This window comes from Anaeromicropila herbilytica, from assembly GCF_016591975.1.
GTDB classification, from domain to species: Bacteria; Bacillota; Clostridia; order Lachnospirales; family Lachnospiraceae; genus Anaeromicropila; species Anaeromicropila herbilytica.
Genome location: NZ_AP024169.1, coordinates 2,188,080 through 2,210,511, shown reverse-complemented (window position 1 = coordinate 2,210,511; position 22,432 = coordinate 2,188,080). Strand labels below are relative to the sequence as shown.

The following is a 22,432-nucleotide window of genomic DNA, read 5'->3' as shown; positions in this document are numbered from 1 at the left end:
TTAATTACTCTTATTATTCCTATACTAATATTGGAGTTTTACAAAAATTATCCAATTAGATTATATATAATACATTCATTACATCCAATATTTTTTCAGTATACAATCCTATTAAATATTCCTTTTTTGATTTACTTCCAGAATAATTCAATATTATCTTTATCCTTCACTGGTGTTGTAAAATCTGCATCCTCACCATTTACTCGTATCACCAATGAATTGCCACCGGATACAGACATATCAAAATGATAGAAATCTAATACATCCACTAGTATATATTGCTTTTTAGTATTCATCAAAACTGCTTGACCATTTACTACAACCACAATTTCTTCGATTTGCTTTAAAGATTGTTGATTCACATCTTGCTTCGTATCATTTTTCGATTGTTGTATATCTTCTTGTAATACATTTTGATTTGTGGCTTCAGTTTGATTAGAATTATTTTGATTATAGTCATCATAAGTATAAGAGCCTTCTTCATAGGCAAAATCTTGTTCATAAGATATACTTTCTACATCTACTTTTTGAAATGCCTGATTATCTATCTCATATTGAACTGTAAAATTGGCATAAATCTTATCTTCTAGATGAGCCAAGGTATTATTTACACGAATGGAATCATGGTATGGAATATCCATAAATGAAAGAACCTGTTCTAATGTATAATAATCTAGAATCTCAATAGCGTCCTCATCTTTGATTTGATAATATTCAGAGACAAGTTCTTCATTTGCTTTAACAAACTTAGGACATACAATTTTCTGACTATTAAAGATAAATTCAATCGTATTATTCTGATATTCAGGTAATTGAAGAACTTCATAAGTTGCATCCTTACCAACAGTAGATTCAATCACTTCAATTTTATCATTTTGCTCAATTGGCGAACTTATTCCTACTACTTTATCATTGCATTTCACAATTGCTGCTTCTCCAAGTTCACCACGAACCAATCTCTTTTCTCCATCAAGTGTAAAATTAATTGCTTTACCTCTTCTTGGGAATAGAAGTTCATTACTCATACCAACACCGATTACTGCATCTGCTACGGTTAATCTACTGTTGTCATATAATTTCACGCGTTCTCCGTTTACTTGAACAAATATAAAATTATTTTTCTGATCATAATAGTTTAGACAAATACCAATTGGAGTTACAAGTAAGGAGTCTTTTTTAACTTTTGGCTGCATAAACTCTATTTCTTTAAGAACCTCTTCACCACGTAATGCAACTCTCTCATTTGGAAGATTAAGATATTCTGCTAAAGACGATATAAATCCTGTCATCTTACCACCGCCACCAACAACAAATACAGCGCTAACAGACTTATCCCCATTCAATTCAATAATTTTATCTGCTATATTTTGAGTTATATTTCTTACAGTAGCATTCACAGTTTCATTGATCTCGGTTGACATTACCTTATGACTTAACCCCATAATATCCTTATATGTAATCGATTTTTTCTTAATGCATGATTGTTTCATCTTCTCAGCTGTCTGAAAATCGACTAAATACTTCTGAGCAATTGTTTCGGTAATCTCATCTCCGGCAAATGGAATCATACCATATGCAATTATACTTCCGTCCTTTGTAATACAGATATCTGAAGTTCCAGCTCCTACATCTACTAATGCAATATTAAGCATACGATACGCTTCTGGAATCGCAACAGTAATCGCTGCAATCGGTTCTAACGTTAGATTAGCAACTACAAGTCCTGCACGTTCTACCGCAGTATAAAGACTATCTATAACTTCATCTGGCAAAAAGGTAGCGAGGAGCTTTGTAGCAATTTTATTCGCTTTGTGTCCTTCTAGATTGGTAATTGCATATTCGTTCAAATAATATGTTATTACAGAATAACCAACACAATAAAAATTAGTATTCTCATTTTTAGTTAATTCACGAATCTCATCATATGCCTTTTCAACACCAATCAGATCTAAAGAATGAACATGTTCGTCTGTGATAATTGTTTCATTCTGAAATTCATATTCAGCTTCTACGGTAATAGTCTTAAGCACACGTCCTGCTGCTGCAATACATACTTCAGTTAATGGTCGATTGATTTCTTTTTCTAACTCTTTTTTGATAAAAGCAATAGTTTCTGCAACCTTAGGTATGTCATGAATCTGCCCATCTAACATTGCTCTTGTTTCGTGCTCTTTAACATATTGAGCAACTACCTTGAAACCATTCTTATTCTCTTTATACCCTACTGTTCCTACAATACTTCTTGTACCTATATCTAAACCAAACACTAAATGCTCCGGATATCTTATATCTTCCATCCTCACAATCCTCCAAAATCTTATGCTAATCTATGATAAATCCAATTTGTTAGTATCAATGACAAATATGGGTAGTTAGCTAAAATTTCTCATTAGCTTAGTTTTCTCCCTCTGTATTACGAAATTTATGTTTTCCTGTCATCTATTAGGGTTATTATATCATATAGCTATTTATTTCACTAGTAAAAATTGAAGCTCCTTTATTAGGTTTTCTTCTTTATCATTATTACTGATAACATGCGTACTTCTTTTTTTGTATTCCTCTTCTGTCATTTGATTTGCTAGAATACTATCAATTTTCTCATCCGTATAATTCCTATTCTTCTTGAGACGAATTCTTCTAATATGGTCTTCGGCATTCACATACCACACTTCATCACAGAATTCTTGATAGGATACCTCAAAAAGGATTGCACTTTCTACTAGTACAACAGCATTTGGTTCAACTTTTTTGAGACGTTCAATCTCATTTAAAATATATTCTTTTACATATGGATGAATAAAAGAATTCAGAATCTTCAATTTGCTTTCGTCTTCAAAAACAATACTTGCTAATTTCTTGCGGTCTAATTCCCCATCTTCATCTAATATATTAACACCAAAATAATCAACAATATGATGAAAGCTCACATTCCCTTTCTTCATAAAATCTCTTGCAATATCATCTGCGATTAATAAATGAGCCCTATAATGCTCCCCCATTAGTTTTGCAACCGTTGATTTTCCGCTTCCCACACCACCAGTTAATCCAATGATCTTCATTTATTATCCTTCCCTTTTTCCTTCTTATTTTGCTTCGTACCAATTCATCCCCTGATTTACATCTACATCTAAAGGAACGCTTAATGAGGTTGCGTGTAACATCTCATCATGAAGAATCTTTGTTACTTCGTCCACTTCGTCCTTATGTGCTTCAATTAATAATTCATCATGGATCTGTAATAGTAATCTTGATCTTAATTTTAATTCTTTCAATCGCATATTTACTCGAATCATCGCTATCTTAATAATATCCGCTGCTGTACCTTGAATAGGTGAGTTCATTGCGATTCTTTCTCCAAAGGAACGACTCATAAAATTACTTGAACTAATCTCTGGAATCGGACGGATTCGACCAAATAAACTTGTTACAAAGCCATCTTTCTTCGCTTTTTCTACTAATTCATCTAAGAATTCTTTTACTCTTGGGTATGTTTCAAAATACTTACTAATATAGCTTTCTGCTTCTTTTCTAGTAATATTAAGATCCTGACCCAAACCGAAGGAACTAATTCCATACACAATTCCAAAGTTAACAGCTTTAGCATTACTTCTTTGTAAGCTTGTAACTTCTTCAAGTGGTGTATGAAATACTTGAGAAGCTGTTATCTTATGAATATCTTGTTCTTCTTTATACGCATTAATTAGCATCTCATCTCCAGACATGTGTGCTAATACACGCAGTTCAATCTGTGAATAATCGGCATCTAAAAATACATAATCTTGTTCCGGAACAAATACTTTACGAATCTTGCGCCCAATCTCCATACGAATTGGAATATTTTGAAGATTTGGTTCCGTACTACTTATTCTTCCTGTCGCTGTAATCGTCTGATTAAACGTTCCATGAATTCGATTATCTTCTTTAATATAATTTGCCAAACCATCTGCATAGGTTGATTTCAATTTAGTTAATTGGCGATACTCTAAGATTTCATTAATTACTGGATGCTCGCATTTTAATTTGTCAAGAACATCTGCGCTAGTGGAATAACCTGTCTTAGTCTTCTTAGCAAATGGTAATCGTAATTTTTCAAATAAAATAACTCCTAGTTGCTTAGGTGAATTAATATTAAATACCTCTCCAACTAACTCATAGATGCTTTTCTCTAATTCATCAATTCTAACAGATAACTGATTGGAATATTCCTTAAGTTCTTCTTTATTCGCTTTTATGCCTCGAACCTCCATATCATAAAGCGTATAGATAATAGGCATCTCAATATCATAGAATAAATCTAGCATCTCTGTCTTCTTTAATTTCTCGCTCATCGTAGAAAACGCTTGATATGCTACATAAGAACTATATCCACAGAAGATAAGAAATTCCCTTTCCTTATCATTCATTGCCGAACTTAAGCCTAATTTACCTAGTAAATCAGCTCTGGATGGCACAGTCATCTGTAAATAATCCCTTGCAATGTCGTCATAATAATAAGTGTCCTTAAGAGGATTCAATAGATACCCTGCAATAGCAGCGTCAAAGATTAGACTGCTCTCATCTGCTTCTAAGAATCTTAGATCATCTTTTAACCCAATCATAGATATCACAACATCTTCGTGAATTAAGCGATTTACCTGTTGAAGTAAATATTCTAAGGTTATGAATCCTTCTACTTTTATATAATAAATATCTTCTTCGGAAAATGAGAGTGCTATTCCATATACCTCATTGTCTTCATGAATAATGGAAAGACCTACATGGAAACAATCGCTTACTTCACTTAGATTACTAATCTTTCTACCTTTATCTATCTGAACGTTAGTATTATCTTTTGCATTTTTATCAAGAATCTTGTTGAATATTGTTTCTGCTTCGGACATATCTGTAATCAGTTTAAAGTTATCTTCAATTTTATTATTGTGATTCACTTCAACGTTAAATTTTGATAATATATTCTTGAATTCTAATCTTTTAAATATTAAATATGCATTTTCATTATATAGATTTCCTATTTGGGCGTCTTCAATGGAATAATCAAGATCACAATCTGTCTTAATTGTTGCTAACACTTTACTTAACTGTGCTAAATCATAATGTTCTTTTAGATTTTCTTTCGCTTTATTTGGTTTGATATCTTCGATGTGTTCATAGGCATTTTCAATACTTCCATATTCAACCAAGATCTTTGCAGCCGTTTTTTCCCCAATTCCTGGTACTCCTGGAATGTTATCCGAAGTATCACCCATAAGACCTTTCAGATCAATAATGTGCTCAGGAGTAACCATATATTTCTCTACTACATCCTTTGTATTATAATCCTCAATCTCGGTTCCACCTCTTTTGGTCTTTGGAATTCGTATCTTAATCTTATCAGTAGCCAATTGAAGCAAATCCCTATCTCCCGATACCAATGAGACTTCTAATCCATCTCTTTCACTCTGTTTTGCAATGGTTCCAAGGATATCGTCTGCCTCATAGCCAGGACGTTCAATAATCTTAACGCCCATTGCTTCAAGCACTTCTTTCATAAGAGGAACTTGCTGTAATAATTCTTCTGGCATACCTTTTCTTGTTCCTTTATATTCAGGGTACATAATATGTCGAAAAGTTGGCTCTTTCACGTCAAAAGCAACCGTCAGATACTCTGCTTTCTCTTCCTCTAATATTTTAAATAATATATTTAAGAAACCATAAACTGCATTTGTATGAATTCCTTCTGAATTTGTCAAATCAGGTATTCCATAAAATGCTCGGTTTAGTATACTATGTCCATCTATTAAAACTATTTTTTTACTCATCATGATCTCCTTTTGTTTTCTCCTTATCTTTTGTTAAGTTAAGGAATATTGCTTACTGTGTAGTTATTACAGTTCTCACAAACTATACCATATCTATTTCTTTATATTATACGGATTATTGGTATTAAGTTTAATAATCTTCTCATAATTCTGGGTAATATATCTTTCCAAATCCGAATCTCTGTCTCTAAAGAAATAGTATCTTAAATGAATGTCATTCGAATTAATCTGCTGCTGTTGTTCTTCATTTATAATATCATCTACTACATACTCTTTTATACTAATACTAGTAATGATGGATACCATAAGAATCGAACATATTAGAATTATCCTTTTTCTAACCTTTTGAAGTTTCTTGCGTTTTATTCGTTCTTCTGTTTTTTTCAATTTATTAATAAAATGCATATGAAAATCACCAGATAGATTTTTATCATCATCCAACTGTTTCATACCAGTAAGTAACGTATAATATACTTCTAACTCTTCTTTACATTCTCCACAATGATTTATATGATTCATAAAAGCTTCTAGCCTCTGAATATCAAGTTCATCATTAATAAAAGGAGTAATAAGACTTTGTGCTTCAATACAAGTCAATATAATGCCTCCTTATTTTCTTTGCAATTACTTAAGTTTTGCAAAACTATTATTTTGCTATATTTATAGAAGTTTTGCAATTGTCTTATTTTACTTTTTATAATTCCATTATAAAAGACTTGCATAATTTATACAAGTGTGTTACAATAAATTTCGTCGCTAAAGACATACATAAACATTATGCCGGCATGTCGGAATGGCAGACGATGCAGACTCAAAATCTGTTGTGGGTAACCACGTGTGGGTTCAAGTCCCACTGCCGGCACTCAAAAAAGCTTAACTTAGTATCTAAGTTAAGCTTTTTCTTTTGATTATCTATTTTTATCTAAATGCAATGAATTAGTAACCTCCATATGAGAAAAAGAAGCCTCAATGAAAAAGTTTTATTATTGTAATTCCGATAATATAAAGTCTGGATCTATCAAGTTTCCGATAAAATATTTTACTTTGAAGTATAAAAATTTTAATCTAATTTCCCAATTTCAATCTCATAACTAGCCTGAAATTCTTCCTTCTCACTTAATTCATTAATCCATTCTCTTTCTTCTAATGTACCATTAAAATCACTTGCATCGCATCTTCCATACCAAGGTTCAATACAAATAAATGGTGCACATCTTCCTGCTGGTGACCATATTCCTACGACAGGCGCATCAAAATGTACTGTCACATAATCCTTATTCTCTGGTGTTTTTAATGAAATACGGTTCGTGTATGGTTTTTCTATTACAAGAGCATCTTTATCAAATAAATGATTCGTAACCTGAAGCACTCCCTCTACAGTAGATAACTCATATTCCTTTGCTTCCAATAGACCATCTTTGGATAATAGCTTGTAGGTTAACTCCTCTTCTGTATGAAAATCAATTTTATAATCAGTTTGCTTCTCATTTTCTCTTATTGGGCATAGGAAAGCTGGATGCGCTCCTATTTGAAAATACATCTTTTCCTCTCCCGTATTTATAACTTTCCACAAAACTGATATTTTTCTACCTTGTAGACGATAGCCTATCTCAAGTGTGAAATCAAATGGATATGCTCTCTTAGTTTCCTCATCTGCTACTAACTGAAACCATATCTCATTTTCTTCTTTCTTCACAATATCCATAGATTTATCCCTTGCAAACCCATGTTGTGACATTGAATAAACATTATTATTATATGAATATTGTTTATCTTTCAAGCTACCTACGATTGGAAATAGCACTGGAGAATGTCGCTTCCAGTATGTTTCATCCGCATTCCATAAATATTCCACTCCAGTCTTTGTATCTTTAATGGAACTTAATTCTGCTCCAAAGTTATCAATTGTAATTGTTAGTTCTTCATTTTTTAGCATATTCTTAGCCATTTTAATACCTCCATATAATAGTTAATCCGTTGTAAAATAGAACTCCTCTTCTAATGCATCGAGTGCTTCTTTAAATTCAGCTCTTGCAGCTTCTATTTTCACCGGATCCTGCTTCTGTAGGACATCTTCAAATCTCTGAACATAATATTCAATCTGTTTTCTTAGTTCTCCAACACTTTCTTCATATAAGCGTTCACTTCTAAATAACAACAACTTATTTGCTTCCTGTTCTCTTGGTGGAATCTTTAGATAACTTAATTCTCTCATTCTTTCTTCCACCATTTCATCACTCATCGCATTATCTTTGTTCTTAATAATTTGTCGTTTCTTAACACCAGTAGATATAACCGTTGCTTCTACTTCTAGAAGTGCATTTACATCATAAGTATACGTGACGTCTACCGCTTCTTCTCCTGCAGGTTTCGCTGGCACTTCGATAAATAATTCTCCTAAAGATAGGTTATTTCTCGCAAATCGACTTTCTCCCTGCAAGATATTAATTCTTATCTTGGTTTGTTTATCATGTGCCGTATATAGACGTTCTGTTCTACTTGCTGGAATTACCGTATTTCGTTCAATGATAGGATAAAAATGTCCTGTTTCCATACGATTACTTTCTCTTTCTACAACAACTTCTGTTCCAAGTGTAAATGGGCAGACATCTGTTAAGATCACTTCTTTTATTGCTTCTTTTCTTTCCTTCATTGCGCCTTGAATTGCTGCTCCCAAAGCAACAGCTTCATCTGGATTAATGCTAGTATTAGGTACTCTTCCAAATAATTTACCTACAAACTTACGAATGATTGGAAGCTTGGTAGCTCCACCTACAAGGACAATTTCATCAAGTTCTGATAATTTAAAGTTCGCATCTGATAGACTTCTCTTAATTGGTTTTCTTATTCTTTCTAATAATAATTCACAAGATTTCTCGTAATTACTTAGTTCAACCTTGTATTCAATAATTTCTCCGTTGACGTTGCATTTCATCGTCGATACTCGCTGTTCAAAAAATTCCTTTTTACATCGTTCTGCTTGTGTTCTAATATGTGACCTTGTTTTATGGTCTAGAGAGTTCTCCTCGAGCTTATATTCTTTTAGAAACATCTGCACCAATACTTCTGTAAAATCTTCTCCACCAAGGAAATTATCACCTGCAACTGCTCTAACCTCTAAGATATTATGGTAAAGTTCTAATATAGATACATCAAAAGTACCGCCACCTAAGTCAAATACTAGAATCTTTGTATTTAGATTCTTCTGATAAAGTCCATACGAGATAGCTGCAGCTGTTGGCTCACTAATAATTCTTTCAACTTTAAGCCCCGCCATTTCTCCTGCCCTCTTCGTTGCTTTTCTTTGGGAATCATTAAAATATGCTGGTACACTAATCACAGCCTCTTCTACTTTTTCACCAAGATACTGTTCTGCATCTTCCTTTAATGTACTTAATATTAAAGAAGACAAATCTTCTGCAGTATAATCTTTCGTCCCCAAATGAAACGTCTTCGTTGTTCCCATACTTCTCTTGAACACTTCTGCAGTGCTTTCAGGATATAGAATTCCTCTCTCTTTTGCAGTTTCACCAATATATACATGCTCTTCTTCATCTATGCTGACCACAGATGGGACCATATTATTTCCAAGTCTTGTTGGAATAATCTTTGGACCCTCTTCGGTAAAATAAGCAGCAAGGCTGTTGGTTGTTCCCAAATCAATTCCAATTATCATTTGTTTTCCTCCTAAATTATAATTCTGTTATTTTTCATTTAAACTTTCTATTTATCGAATTATATATCATTTTGTTTATCTCATTCATATAATATCATATGTATATCATTGATGTTGGGGTCAAAAGCCTTTAATAACTTGCATTGTGTATATTGATGTATAATTATTAATTTTGGCGTAATCCGGCCGAAAGTATCGTTTATATTTTGTCAAGACTCAAAGTGAAAGTAGGAACATAAGTGAGTATTTTCACTTGCTTTGAGGCTTGTAAAAAATATGATACTTGAGGGAAAGGTAGCCAAAATTCATAATTATACAGCGATATACACTCATCAAACATAAATAAGGCTTTTGCCCCCAACATCATATCATTTTATTATTTCATCTTAGCCAATCTTTTCAATGCATGTTGACTGAACGCATTATTCACATCATAAGTTAATACTTTCTTATAATATTCTTCTGCTTTTCTATATTCTTTTTGATATTCTAAAAGTAATGCCTTGCCAATCAATGCTTCATAGCATTCCATTGTGGTACAGAAATCACATTTTCTACTGGAACACATGCGTTCAAAATATTCTTTTGCTTTTTCAATATCACCTAGGAAATAGTATATACTTCCAATATTATAACATCTAGCAGGTACTCTTCCAATTGTATCGACATATTCATTCAAGTTATGATACTCTTTTATATACATATCAAGTGCTGTTTGCATTGCGTCTTTGGCCTTTTTCCAAGTTCTCCCCAATAATCAAAGTAATCATCATGATCTTCTGATAATTGAATTGCCTTCTTTAGCATCTTAATAGCTTTACCATAATTATCTCCTACATACAGATAATATCCAGCAAATGCTGCATATGCTTTTGGTGCCTTCACATCTTCTTTAATCGCTTTTTTATAATATAAGATAGCATTTTTGTGATCTCTTTTTTCTTCATACGTTTCAGCTATCTCGAGATATATTTTATTTTTATTAATATTGGCCAAATTCTTTATTGCTCTTTCATAAAAACGAATAGCTTCCACATATTCTTTGCGTTTACGATATAAGTCTGCAAGGTACGTATAAGAAGTTTCCCTGTCAGGAAATAATTTTAGATTCTCCTTATAACACTCTTCTGCTTCTTCTAATCGATTTAATATAATATAACAGTCTGCCATATTGTTATAAGGCATTATGATGGTCTCATCTTCAAAATGATCAATTGATTGACTATAATATTCAATCGCAAGCTCGTATTTTCCCTGATACTGATAAGCTAAACCAATATTATTGTATGGATATGGACTGTCTGGGTTATCCTCTATCGCTTTTTTGTAATCTTCAATGGCTTCTTCGTAACGTTCTAATTCTGCATACAGAAGGCCTCGTTCTATGTAATTATAATCATTGGCATAAAGTTCAATCTGCCTTGATCGATATGGTAGGGCCCGTTCGAAATATTCACGCTTACCTGTCTCTTTTGCTACTTCTTCATAGATTTCTGCTATGCAATAATTTGCATTTCCATTCTCAGGATTAATAGATAAGACTTCCTCGTAAGACTGTAATGCTTTATTTCTTTCTCCACGTAGATCACAGATTCGTGCTAACTTATAAATTATATTCTCATTATTGATGAATTTCTCACCCAACAGCTGATAAATACTTTCCGCTTGACTGTATTCTTGCATATCAAATAAGATATTTGCTTTACAATAGATATAATCATCTACATCTGGGGTTAAATGCAGTGCCTGATTAATCTCTTCTAAAGCTTCTTTATACTTTTTCAGATCTCTCAAGCAGATAGCTCCTTCGTAGTATGCCTCTCCTTGTCTCTCTAGAACACTGGTACCCTCTTTTATGTGTTCCTTAACAGTATTAAGTAGTTGATAAGCCTTATCCATATCTTCTTCCGTGCTCGCATTATCACGTATTGCCCTAACTTCAAGCAAACAGATATCATCCGTATATGTCTCTTCTTCCTTTGCTTTATTGATGATGTCCATTGCATCTTCATATTTCTGATAAAGTAAGAAAGTCTTTATAGCTAACTTGTATGGTCTTGCGTCTTTGGAATATATCTCTATTGCTTTATAATAATCATCTACTACATTCTGATATCGTTCTAATTCATAGTATGCTTCTTGCCTTTTTACAATGGCTGGATAATATTCTTCTGACTCCTCTAGAATTGAGTCACACTGATCCACACATTCTTCATAACGATTCATACTATATAATAGATCTGCTCTTTGATTCTTGTAACTAAGTATTTGAATTAGATCATCTTCTTTATCTATTGCTTTATCTACGTATTCTAGAGCAATGTCTAAATACTTTTCTTCCTTCTTAGCTAACCCACTATAAGCACTACTAATTGTAAAATAAGCATATCCAATTCGTTTTCTCTTCTTCTTTAGCTCTTCTGTATCTTCATCGGTTATAGCTTCTAATCCTTCCAACCACACTGGCAGATATTCAAGGGCTCTTAAGAAATCATTATGATATAATAGGGTACGTCCTTTTAGATTACAATAATCAAGCTTATTTTCTTCATCTGGAGTTAATTTATCTAATAATTCGATACATTCTTCGTAATGTAAGTTCTGATAATAGCACCAACCAAGCTCTAGGATCGTATTAATATTATTAGCATCCTCTTTGATTACTTCTTGATATTGTTGTATCAATATTTCATTCACTTTTATCATTCCATTTTCAGCGTAACTGTCTTGAGGATAATTCTCTAGAATATCAATATAATATTCTTTTGCCTTTTCATAATCTTCTTTCTTAAAATAACAATCCGCTAGACCTAATTTTGCTGAATAATGATTTGGTACTTGTTCTAATAGGGTTTGATATGTATGGAATGCTTCATCAATATGATTATTTTCATATAGAATATAAGCATAGAAGTACATAATATAAGTATTATCTGGATACTCACGTTGTAATTCTTCCATTATCTCTTTTGCTTTTGTATAATCTTTATTTATTATGCAACATCTTGCTTCTTCTACAGCTAAATATGGGTGATATATCATAAAATCTTTGCATTCTATTATGTACTTTTCAATATCATTTGGATTTTGTTCTTCCAACGCATTCTTTAGTTCATAATATATCTGGATGAATCCATCATAATCACTATCAGAATCACCATCGAATAAATCATAGTCTAGAAAATCTTCATTCCATACTGCTCTCTCTATAAAATCAATAAAGTTCTTTGGATATCTTTCATATAATTCTTCCTTTTCCTCAGTAAAATGGAAGATTCGATTAAGAGCTATCCATACTTTATGTGGCAATCGAAAATTATCCATTAAAAATATAAGTAACTGCTCCTTCACTTCATTGCTGGTCTCTAAGCCTATACAAATATCCTCTTTTAATAGCTCTTCCCATTCTTCTACTTTGATTCTTTTATAAAAATCCTGATATGTACTGTTAACTTTTTGCAACCATTGACTTATTGGAGTATCTTCTTTTCTCTCTATAAGCTCTTCTACTTCAAGATCAGCCAATCTCATTGCTTCCTCATAAGCACTTCGAAGAGCTTTAAAACCTTCTTCATCATCTTCTGGGTTTACGGTTACTAACTTACTTCGATAAGCATCTTTAATGATATTTTTATCTTTCGTTTCTTCTATTCCAAGTTCTTTCCATAGTGTACTCATATTTATACCCGTTGCCTTTCAACGTATTTCATACTTATTCCATTACTGTAATAATTTATATCTTTCTATATTATATAATAATTTGCTTATCATTCCTATATTTATAGGTCTTTTTTCCTAGTGATAATAGTATTAGTTAATAATTTATTTTTCATTACCCATAAAAAAAGAAGGTCGTAATCATAAAATAATGATTAAAACCTTCTTTTTTATACCTACTCTATATAGTATCAGTCACAACTTGGGATGATAAGAAATACCTGTATGTCCTATCACCCAAAGATATGGAATGATAAGAACAAAGTAGCCATAATGGAAGCCACCAAGGAAACAACAGTTACTTGAGTATTCAATGAAGGACCTGCTGTATCCTTAAATGGATCACCAACTGTATCACCAACGACTGCTGCTTTATGTGTATCGGAACCTTTTCCACCTTCATGGCCAGATTCTACATATTTCTTAGCGTTATCCCAAAGGCCACCTGAATTAGACATGAATAATGCTAATAACAAACCACTTGCGATATTACCAGTTAAAAAGCCACCGATAGCATAAACACCACCAACAAAACCTACAGCCAAGGTTAAAACAATCGATACGAGACCAGCAGGAATTAACTCTCTTAATGCACCAGTAGTTGCTATTTCAATACATTTATCATACTCAGGAGTAACACCTTTTTTGCCTTCCTTTAAACCTGGAATCTCTTTAAATTGTCTATGAATTTCGGCAACCATACGTTGTGCATTACGATCAACGCCAAGCATTAGCATTGCTGAGAATACAGCTGGTGTAGCGGTACCAATTAATATTCCAAAGAATACCATAGGGTTCATGATATCAAATCCAGTGATTTTTTCAAGTCCTTTTTCAACCGCTGCCACATTAACTTCACTCATAAAAGCTCCTAAAAGCGATATAATTGTTAAACCAGCAGCTCCAATTGCAAAACCTTTCGTAATTGCTTTAACCGTATTTCCTGCACTATCTAGTTGATCTGTGATATCTAGAACCTCATCTCCAAGATCTCCCATCTCAGCAAGTCCTCTCGCATTATCTACGATAGGTCCATAGGCATCATTCGATATAATCATACCAACGATTGATAACATACCCATTGCAGCCATGGAGATACCAAACATCGCATAACCATCTCCAATTGGATCACAGATGTTGTAAGCCAATACTGCTGATATTGCAATACCTATCATGGAAGGCAGAACACTTAAGAATCCATAACATACACCTGAGATAATTGTAAAGGCTGGCCCCATATTCGATGCTTTTGCTACATAACGAACTGGTTTCTTATTATCATTGGTAAAGTAATCACTCGCAAAACCAATGATAACACCAACGGCTAGACCAATAGCTGTTGCCCCCCAGATACGCCACTCCATATCAAAAGCCCACGTTGCTACTGCCGTTAATCCAGCAAATATTACTGTTGTTATATATGTACTATTATTTAAAGCTTTGGTAGGATCTCCTTTTTTGCCCATCCTTGCCGATAATACTCCAATTACTGATGCTAAAAGTCCTAACGCTGCATAGCAGAATATCATTGCAATATTCGTATTACCTTTTCCTTTGTCAAGAGACATTGCAATAACTAAGGCTGCGGTCATTGCAGCTACATTCGAATCGAATAAGTCAGCTCCCATGCCTGCAACATCACCTACATTATCACCTACATTATCTGCAATAACTGCTGGATTTCTTGGATCATCTTCTGGTATAGAAAGTTCAACTTTACCAACCAAATCCGCACTGATATCTGCAGTTTTCGTAAAGATTCCACCACCAGCTTTTGCAAATAACGCAAGTGAGCTTGCTCCAAAACTGAAACCTAATACCATACTGGAATCATGTGTTAGGGCATATACAAGTGTAACACCTAACAAACTTGTTCCAACAACAGACATACCCATTACAGAACCACCACGAAAACCAACTAGGAAAGATGGTTTAATTCCTTCTTTTGCTGCTTCGGCTGCTTTCATATTGGCAATAGTTGCAACTTCAATTCCAACTTTACCTGCAAAAGCTGAGAAAACAGTTCCTAAAAGGTAACAAACAGCCATTCCTATATTATCTGTTGCTTTTCCATTCCATATTGGTTCTGGAAGGAACAAAAGAATAAGTACTGCTATAACACCTGCGAACTGAGATAGCACGATATATTCTTTCTTTAAAAAAGTGTTAGATCCTTTTCTAATGTAACTACCAATTTCTGCAATTCTCTCGTTGTTTGATTTCTGTGATTTTACCCAGTGATAGAAGTAGTAAGCTACTCCAAAAGAAACTAGTGATACTGCGATTGCCAAGTAAAAAAAGATATTTTCATCGACATTCATACTTAACACCTTCCGTATTAGAATTTGGATATGATAAGAAAATATAGCAGAAATTCAATCGTTGTAGAATTACGATGCATTGCCTTATTTTTCCATAATATCCTTACCTATTATAACTCTACTCAGTTTTAGTTTCAATGGATTTGTAATTATTTAACAGTCAGATTGAACTAAATTTCGCCTAAATTTTATTATTTAATTAAGTTATTATTGAATATTCATAATTATTATAAAGTATTATGATATATTAGTTAAATAAATAAAGGTGCTATGGAATACTATACTCTGCATGCATTCCATAGCACTACTGTTAATACCATATTTATATAACAGAATTACCTTTCTATCTCTTTCCTTTTCATAAATACATGAAAACTTATTGAAGCAATCTAGATAATTCTCCCTGATAAACAATATGCAACTCGTGCAAAGCTCTGGTAATTGCAACATAGAGAAGTTTTGCATCTGCATCCGATTCTTCATAACGATTCGTATCCGGATTCCAGAGAATAACAGAATCAAACTCTAGACCTTTCGTCATATGAATTGGAAGAACCATAATTCCATTTGTAAAAGTGGTCTTATCGAGTTCTTTCTCTAGTTGTTCAATCTTTACATGATTCCTAAGAAGTTCACTTACCGTAAGTGTCTCCTCAACAGTTCTACATATAACAGCAGTTGTATTATAACCTTCTTCTTGAATTTCTTTTAGCATACGAACTGTCTCTTGTACCATATCTTCCTCTGACTTGACTTCTACTAGATTTACTTCCTTGCCATGACGAATAATTGGTTCAATCTCATATGTCTTAAAGGTACACTTCCTTAAGACACGACTTGCATAGTTTGATATCTCAACAGTATTACGATAACTTTTGGCTAATACATAGAATTGATCCTTCTCTGGTGAGAATACCTCATTCTGCAATGCTTCCCAATCATTCATACCTGTATCATAATAGATATTCTGTGATACATCCCCCATAATAGTAAAAGTACATTTTGGAAAAAGCTGACGAAGTACATAGAAAGCCATTACACCAAAATCTTGTGCTTCATCCACTACAATATGATTAACATCCTCATAATCAACGGATATCTTTAATTTTTTCTTGATGAAATTAAGCATACTTAAATCATAAATATCTATTACTTTATGATCTAGATCATAAAGTAATTGCTGAAATACTTCACCTTCTGGAAGATATATATTTGCTTCCAAATATTTTTCTCTATGTTCCTTCGCATCTAGGATAAAACTTTCATATACCTCAAGAACATCTATTTTTACATGTTTCTTACCAAAAAATTGATTATATTTTTTTACTTCTGCTCGTATAACCTCTTTCTCTTCACCTAACATTTCATTCTTCAGTTTTACTTTATTCTGGAGACGCTTATTCAATATATCAATTTTCTCTCCAAGCGATCGATCCTTAAATGTATGAAGTAAGCTCTTGATTTCTTCACTTGAATAAATAATTTGCCCGCGGTAGTTAACTGATTTGGTTGGAATATAGTTTGTCTCATATTCTTCTAGATACTGTTCTAATGCTTTCACAAATGGAATAGTTCCTTTTAATCTCTTTAATCTCATCAGAGTAACATCTTTTCTATTTGGTTGAATCTTTGAGAAACTATCCTGTAATATGAATTTACGCTTCTTTATATTAAAATCTTTATCTAGCATATATAACATAAATTCTTCTAATGTCATTTGATTAATATTGTATACATCTAGATTCGGCAATACTCCCGTAATATAGTTAAGCAATATTTTGTTACTTCCAATGATATAGAACTCTTCCGGTCTAAACTTATCTTTAAAGTTATATAAGATATATGAGATTCTATGCATTGCTACTGTTGTCTTCCCACTTCCTGCAACTCCTTGAACAATGATAGAATGCCATGGGGTATCTCGAATTATCCGATTCTGCTCTTTTTGAATGGTTGCAATAATCTCTCCTAAGATAACCTCTTTATTCTTAGCTAGATATTTTGTTAAGAATTCATCATTGGCTACAACGTCAGTATCATAGAAATCAATTAACTGACTATGATCAATCTCAAAAGTTCGTTTTTTATCTAGATTAATATGAATACGTTCTCCAAGTGGTGATAAATAGTAGCTTTCACCAAGATCACTATCGTAGTATACACTGGCAACAGGAGCTCTCCAATCAATGATTATAATATCAGAGTTTCCATTTGATATTCCATTCTTACCAATATATAAAGAGAATTCTTGATTATCATTCTCTTCATTATAATCGATTCGGCCAAAGTATGGTTTATCAAGTGCATTTGTATTCTTAAACAATGTTCTATAAATGATACCTTTCATATCCAAACTAACTAATAATTGATTGTGAAGCTCTGGGTTATCTGAGTGGTAATGATCATATAAATCTTCTGTCTCTGCACTGATTTCTTTCTGTTTTGCTTCATATTCTTTGATATTTTCCTTAATAATTTGAACTGTCTTCTCCAAATGCTTTTTTTCATAAAGTTCTTCTGTTTTTCTTATCTCTAGTTTTACTCTTTCCTGCTGCTTTTCTTCATTCATACTTTTTACTGATTTTTTCATAATATAGCCTCCTTTTCGATTTAGATTTATCTTGATTATTGTGATGTATGATAATTTTAGCATCTTTTGAAATTAATACTAGACTTTTTATTTTAATTATGATATGATTAAAAATGTAAATTACCTAAAAATAGTTGAAAGTTGTCAGACAATTCTGACAACTTTTTTTATGCCCAAATAGATAATGATTTCAAAATAAAAAGGGTATTGATAAAATATTTCGTTTCATCAATACCCTTTTCCTTATCTCAATATTTATGAATGCATTTACTACTAAGTAACTATTTCAAACCACCATACAGTCTAAGAAACTCACTACCGCTATCCATAAGCGTTTCAAATGTTCCACGTTCTACGATTTTTCCCTCATTCATCACTAATATTTCATCACATCTCTTTAACATCGATGAATTTAATCTATGAGTAACCATAATACAAGTTTCCTTCAAGTTCATGATCATATCTTCCAATGCTGTAGCATTTATATTATCTAAACTTGAAGTAAATTCATCAAAAATAAGCACTTGTTTCTTATGGAGTAGTTCTCTTGCAATTCCTATCCTTTGCTTCTGTCCTCCAGATAAAGAATTCCCATTTTCCCCGACTTGACTATATAAAAAGGATTGCGCATCTTTATCATCACAAATCAATCGAACTTTTCCTAGCATCTCGGTCAGTTGACTTTCTTTAAGTCCTTGAAGTAAATCGATATTAAACATTACCGATTCATCAAATAAAAATGTGTCTTGACTCATATAAGAGATCAACTCTATCATGGATTGTTCGTTTACATTCTCCATTGGCGTCTTATTAAAGAATATGTTTCCATCAATTCCGTCTATATTCTCAGCTTCTTTTATTTGATAGATTCCAGCAATTAGTTTGGCAAGTGTACTTTTTCCACTTCCACTATTACCCACAATCGCGTATTTTTTATTTCTTTTTAACTCAAGATTAATATCTTGTAAGACCATATTGGAATTATCATATGAAAAATTAACATTCTTAAGTACTATTTTCTCAAATGAATCTACACTTTGACAATCTTGTATCTTTGTAACATTGACTCTTTTTAATTTCTGAACAATCCCTTTCATTCCTTTCAATTCAGCAATATACTGCGGAACTTCTTCAAAAGGAGCTACTACTCCACCAACAACCTGAGATAAGGAAATGATTAATCCGACTGACATCTTTCCCTTAATTGCTAGATAAGCACCAACAATTAAAGTAAATACATACATCATTGATGAAAAATTCATCGAGATCCACGCAATCTTAAAACTATAATAATTACTACAATAAGTAGCATGTTCTGCCCTATCCGTTACTTCTTTATATGTTTTATGTATCTTATGTTCCATCCCATGATTCTTAATTACACCAAATCCATTTAGATAATCTTTCATCTTCTTCATATATACTTCTGAATACTCAGATTGTTTATTTTGCTTAGCAACCAGCCTTTTCTCAAAGGAAGAAGGAACAATTAATGTCATTATTCCAATTATAATCAGAAGAATAGTAATATAAGGATTAATTCTTAACACTGTAATAAATGAAATAAGAAAGCACCATGTCACTCCATATAATCCAAGAATACTAAACACATATGATCCCCTGATACGATCCACATCATTTGTTAACATCGTCATATAATAAGCTGTCCTGTCCTTCTCATAATCTGCGATATTTTTCTTTAAAATATCCTCAAAAAGTTGGTTCTTTAGGCTGACAACAAATTTATAAATAAGATACCCTCTACTTTTCTTAAGTAAAAGTAAACATAACATATCAACAAAGGCAGTGATGATTCCTATCACCGAATTCTTAAATAAATCTTGTGTATTACTCTGTATTGCAGTATTAATAACGGGTCCAAGAGACAGTGCAAATATAGTTGATGCAGCTGCAGAAAAAGGAACAATCAGTAAGAACGCAAAGAGCGCCTTCTTATCGCATAAAAAATGTCTTAACATAATATCCTCCAAAATTTTTATATTTTTGTATCAAAATAAAAGCATCCGAGATGCCCTCTTTTAAAAATATAAAAAATTAGAAGTATAATTGTACTGACATTTTACATTCCTCCATAGATAATTTAGTAATATAATACCTTTAAAGTCGAAATATGTCAATATTGCCAATATAAATAACATTTTTTGTATGATATAATCATATTACTAAATTATACCAAGGAGGATGTATAAATATGAAATCAATTAAAAATAAATTAATTGTAAATACGCTTGTGCTAGTAGTGGTTCCAATCCTTGTGTACATGCTGGCAAATAGTATTTATATGAAAGACAAATATGAGAAAGAGTTAAATCATAACAATCGTGTACAAGCCGAATCTCTTTCCGACCAAGTTACAACATTTATTGAAAAAGGATATGCAATTACGGAGCAGTTAGCATTAAATAATGAAGTAATTAGTTTTGATCCTATAAAACAAAAGCAAGTTCTAATGAATGTTATTGCAAAAAATTCCTACTTTGATCTTCTACATATCGAGAATCCTAGTGGAATGCAAACAGCGAAAACCAGTGGTGATTTAGGTGACCGTTCGAATCGTTGGTGGTTCCAAAAAGTAAAAGATGAGAAGACTTCTTTCGTTAGCAAATCATACTACTCACTTTCTAGTAACACTCCTGTAACTACAATTGCAATGCCAATAAATGATAGTTCAAACAATTTTGTTGGAGTTATGGGCGCAGATATCAAACTATCTGACCTACAAGAAAAGATTAAGAAATATAGTAAAGGTAGTAAATATGCATTTATTGTTGATGGTGAAGGCGTTGTAATTGCGCATCCAGACTCAAAGCAAATATCTGAATTATATAACTATAAGACTGCCAAAAAAACAGAACTAAAGAAAGACTCCTCTGGCAATGTTCTTACAGATGAAGCAGGCAATCAATTAACCATAGAGAAAAAAATCAAAGTTCCGTCTACTCTTCAACATATTACAACCCTAGCACTTCAAGGTAAAGCTGGTTCTGCCAGCTATAAAGATAACAATGGTGTAAATGTTATTAGTGCTTATCACAGTATCTCTTTACCAGGCACATCCGATAACTGGGCTGTAATAACAGTAGAAAATAAAGCCGATGTAATGCAATTCATTACAAACACTTGGTATTTTGGTATTGTATTATCAATTATTTCTATCACAGTATCATTTATCATAATATCAGTAATTGCAAAACGAATTGCTAATCCTATCAAAAAATCTTCTGAATATCTTAGTGAGATATCAAAAGGTAATTTTCTTATTGATGTCGATTCTAAATCATTAGCTAGAAAAGATGAAATAGGCATTATTGCAAATGGCATTCAAGAAATGAAGAATTCCTTAAAAAATTTAGTTTCAACCATATCAGAAGAAGCAAATCTTATTGATAAAAAAGTTGAGGGTGTTATTCATAATATTAGTAACTTAACAGATAACCTAGAAAATGTATCTGCAACAACCGAAGAAATGGCTGCATGTACCGAAGAGAGCGCTGCATCAACCGAGCAAATGGCATTAACCTCAGAAGAAATAAGAAATGCGATTCAAAGTATTGCCAGTAGATCTGAACAAGGTGCAATAGCTGCAAAAGATATTAATATTAGAGCAGAATCTACCAAAGAAAACATTCATACTGCTCAAAATAATACTTCAAACTTATTTAATGATACGAAAAAAGATGTGGAACAGGCAATCAATGATTCTAAAGTTGTTGAGCAAATTAATATACTAACGGAATCCATTATGGAAATCACAGAACAAACCAATCTCCTAGCTTTAAATGCAGCAATCGAGGCAGCCAGAGCAGGCGAATCTGGTCGTGGTTTCTCCGTAGTAGCTGATGAAATTAGACAACTCGCAGAACAATCCAAATCTGCTGTAATGAAGATTCAGGATGTAACCAATAAAGTAACCTCTTCTGTTACTCATTTATCAAACAGTTCGAATCATTTATTGGCCTTTATTACAAATAATGTGCATAATGACTATGCCAACATGCTAGAGGTTGCCGATAAGTATAGTGATGATGCAAGATTTGTTGATGATTTAGTGACTGAGTTCAGTGCTACTGCAGAAGAATTACTGGCTTCCATGGAGAATATTACTTCCGCTATCAATGGTGTAGCAATTGCTGCTAATGAAAGTGCTACCGGAACAACCGATATAGCTAGTAGAGTTACTGAGGCTAATATGAATTCTGCTGATGTTATGGATAAAGTATTAGAAACGAAGAAAAGCGCTGATGAATTGACGAATCAGATCTCTAAGTTCAAGATTTAAAGTAAGCATCTCTTCTTAATACTATGAATA

At 32.6% G+C, this 22,432-nt stretch carries 12 protein-coding genes and 1 tRNA gene; 2 read left to right on the top strand and 11 right to left on the bottom strand.

What is annotated here, in order from left to right:
• Positions 1-131: 131 nt before the first annotated feature.
• The 4 genes from bsdtb5_RS09340 to bsdtb5_RS09325 all read right to left on the bottom strand — a co-directional run bounded on the left by bsdtb5_RS09340 (position 132) and on the right by bsdtb5_RS09325 (position 6,395).
• Positions 132-2,297 carry a cell division protein FtsA gene (locus bsdtb5_RS09340; protein ID WP_271715746.1) on the bottom strand — a complete coding sequence of 722 codons (2,166 nt, stop codon included), beginning with the start codon at positions 2,295-2,297 and terminating at the stop codon, positions 132-134.
• A 171-nt stretch (positions 2,298-2,468) separates the two neighbouring features.
• Positions 2,469-3,059 (bottom strand): dephospho-CoA kinase, encoded by a 591-nt coding sequence (gene coaE, locus bsdtb5_RS09335; RefSeq protein WP_271715745.1) that lies wholly within the window; start codon positions 3,057-3,059, stop codon positions 2,469-2,471.
• A gap of 24 nt (positions 3,060-3,083) precedes the next feature.
• A complete protein-coding gene (gene polA, locus bsdtb5_RS09330) occupies positions 3,084-5,798 on the bottom strand; it encodes a DNA polymerase I (protein ID WP_271715744.1) in 2,715 nt (904 codons plus the stop codon).
• A 93-nt stretch (positions 5,799-5,891) separates the two neighbouring features.
• Positions 5,892-6,395 (bottom strand): anti-sigma factor family protein, encoded by a 504-nt coding sequence (locus bsdtb5_RS09325; protein WP_271715743.1) that lies wholly within the window; start codon positions 6,393-6,395, stop codon positions 5,892-5,894.
• 182 nt (positions 6,396-6,577) lie between these two features.
• Here bsdtb5_RS09325 and bsdtb5_RS09320 point away from each other — a divergent pair.
• Positions 6,578-6,660, top strand: a tRNA-Leu gene (locus bsdtb5_RS09320).
• Between the two features lie 198 nt (positions 6,661-6,858).
• On the opposite strand, the gene bsdtb5_RS09315 is transcribed toward bsdtb5_RS09320, so the two are convergent.
• The 7 genes from bsdtb5_RS09315 to bsdtb5_RS09285 form a co-directional block, all read right to left on the bottom strand.
• Entirely contained in the window at positions 6,859-7,746 is an 888-nt protein-coding gene (locus tag bsdtb5_RS09315; protein ID WP_271715742.1) for an aldose 1-epimerase family protein, read from the bottom strand.
• A gap of 21 nt (positions 7,747-7,767) precedes the next feature.
• Positions 7,768-9,474 carry an Hsp70 family protein gene (locus bsdtb5_RS09310; RefSeq protein ID WP_271715741.1) on the bottom strand — a complete coding sequence of 569 codons (1,707 nt, stop codon included), beginning with the start codon at positions 9,472-9,474 and terminating at the stop codon, positions 7,768-7,770.
• 376 nt (positions 9,475-9,850) lie between these two features.
• The gene (locus tag bsdtb5_RS09305; protein WP_271715740.1) at positions 9,851-10,195 is read right to left on the bottom strand and encodes a tetratricopeptide repeat protein; all 345 of its coding nucleotides are present in this window, start codon (positions 10,193-10,195) and stop codon (positions 9,851-9,853) included.
• Positions 10,168-13,152 carry a tetratricopeptide repeat protein gene (locus bsdtb5_RS09300; RefSeq protein WP_271715739.1) on the bottom strand — a complete coding sequence of 995 codons (2,985 nt, stop codon included), beginning with the start codon at positions 13,150-13,152 and terminating at the stop codon, positions 10,168-10,170. The genes bsdtb5_RS09305 and bsdtb5_RS09300 overlap by 28 nt, the downstream gene beginning before the upstream one ends.
• 272 nt (positions 13,153-13,424) lie before the next feature.
• On the bottom strand, positions 13,425-15,512 hold the full coding sequence (locus bsdtb5_RS09295) for a sodium-translocating pyrophosphatase (protein ID WP_271715738.1): 2,088 nt from the start codon (positions 15,510-15,512) through the stop codon (positions 13,425-13,427).
• 376 nt (positions 15,513-15,888) lie between these two features.
• A complete protein-coding gene (locus tag bsdtb5_RS09290; RefSeq protein ID WP_271715737.1) occupies positions 15,889-18,102 on the bottom strand; it encodes a HelD family protein in 2,214 nt (737 codons plus the stop codon).
• A gap of 281 nt (positions 18,103-18,383) precedes the next feature.
• Positions 18,384-20,081 (bottom strand): ABC transporter ATP-binding protein, encoded by a 1,698-nt coding sequence (locus bsdtb5_RS09285; RefSeq protein ID WP_271715736.1) that lies wholly within the window; start codon positions 20,079-20,081, stop codon positions 18,384-18,386.
• A 233-nt stretch (positions 20,082-20,314) separates the two neighbouring features.
• On the opposite strand from bsdtb5_RS09285, the gene bsdtb5_RS09280 reads away from it, so the two are divergent.
• The gene (locus tag bsdtb5_RS09280) at positions 20,315-22,402 is read left to right on the top strand and encodes a methyl-accepting chemotaxis protein (protein ID WP_271715735.1); all 2,088 of its coding nucleotides are present in this window, start codon (positions 20,315-20,317) and stop codon (positions 22,400-22,402) included.
• The last annotated feature ends 30 nt before the right edge of the window (positions 22,403-22,432 follow it).

Excerpts from the sequence above, each read along its gene's own strand:
- bsdtb5_RS09285 (WP_271715736.1), bottom strand. The coding sequence starts at position 20,081 with ATGTTAAGACATTTTTTATGCGATAAGAAGGCGCTCTTTGCGTTCTTA.
- bsdtb5_RS09280 (WP_271715735.1), top strand. The coding sequence starts at position 20,315 with ATGAAATCAATTAAAAATAAATTAATTGTAAATACGCTTGTGCTAGTA.
- bsdtb5_RS09340 (WP_271715746.1), bottom strand. The coding sequence starts at position 2,297 with ATGGAAGATATAAGATATCCGGAGCATTTAGTGTTTGGTTTAGATATA.
- polA (WP_271715744.1), bottom strand. The coding sequence starts at position 5,798 with ATGAGTAAAAAAATAGTTTTAATAGATGGACATAGTATACTAAACCGA.
- bsdtb5_RS09300 (WP_271715739.1), bottom strand. The coding sequence starts at position 13,152 with ATGAGTACACTATGGAAAGAACTTGGAATAGAAGAAACGAAAGATAAA.
- bsdtb5_RS09310 (WP_271715741.1), bottom strand. The coding sequence starts at position 9,474 with ATGATAATTGGAATTGATTTGGGAACAACCAACAGCCTTGCTGCTTAT.
- bsdtb5_RS09315 (WP_271715742.1), bottom strand. The coding sequence starts at position 7,746 with ATGGCTAAGAATATGCTAAAAAATGAAGAACTAACAATTACAATTGAT.
- bsdtb5_RS09305 (WP_271715740.1), bottom strand. The coding sequence starts at position 10,195 with ATGCAAACAGCACTTGATATGTATATAAAAGAGTATCATAACTTGAAT.
- coaE (WP_271715745.1), bottom strand. The coding sequence starts at position 3,059 with ATGAAGATCATTGGATTAACTGGTGGTGTGGGAAGCGGAAAATCAACG.
- bsdtb5_RS09295 (WP_271715738.1), bottom strand. The coding sequence starts at position 15,512 with ATGAATGTCGATGAAAATATCTTTTTTTACTTGGCAATCGCAGTATCA.
- bsdtb5_RS09290 (WP_271715737.1), bottom strand. The coding sequence starts at position 18,102 with ATGAAAAAATCAGTAAAAAGTATGAATGAAGAAAAGCAGCAGGAAAGA.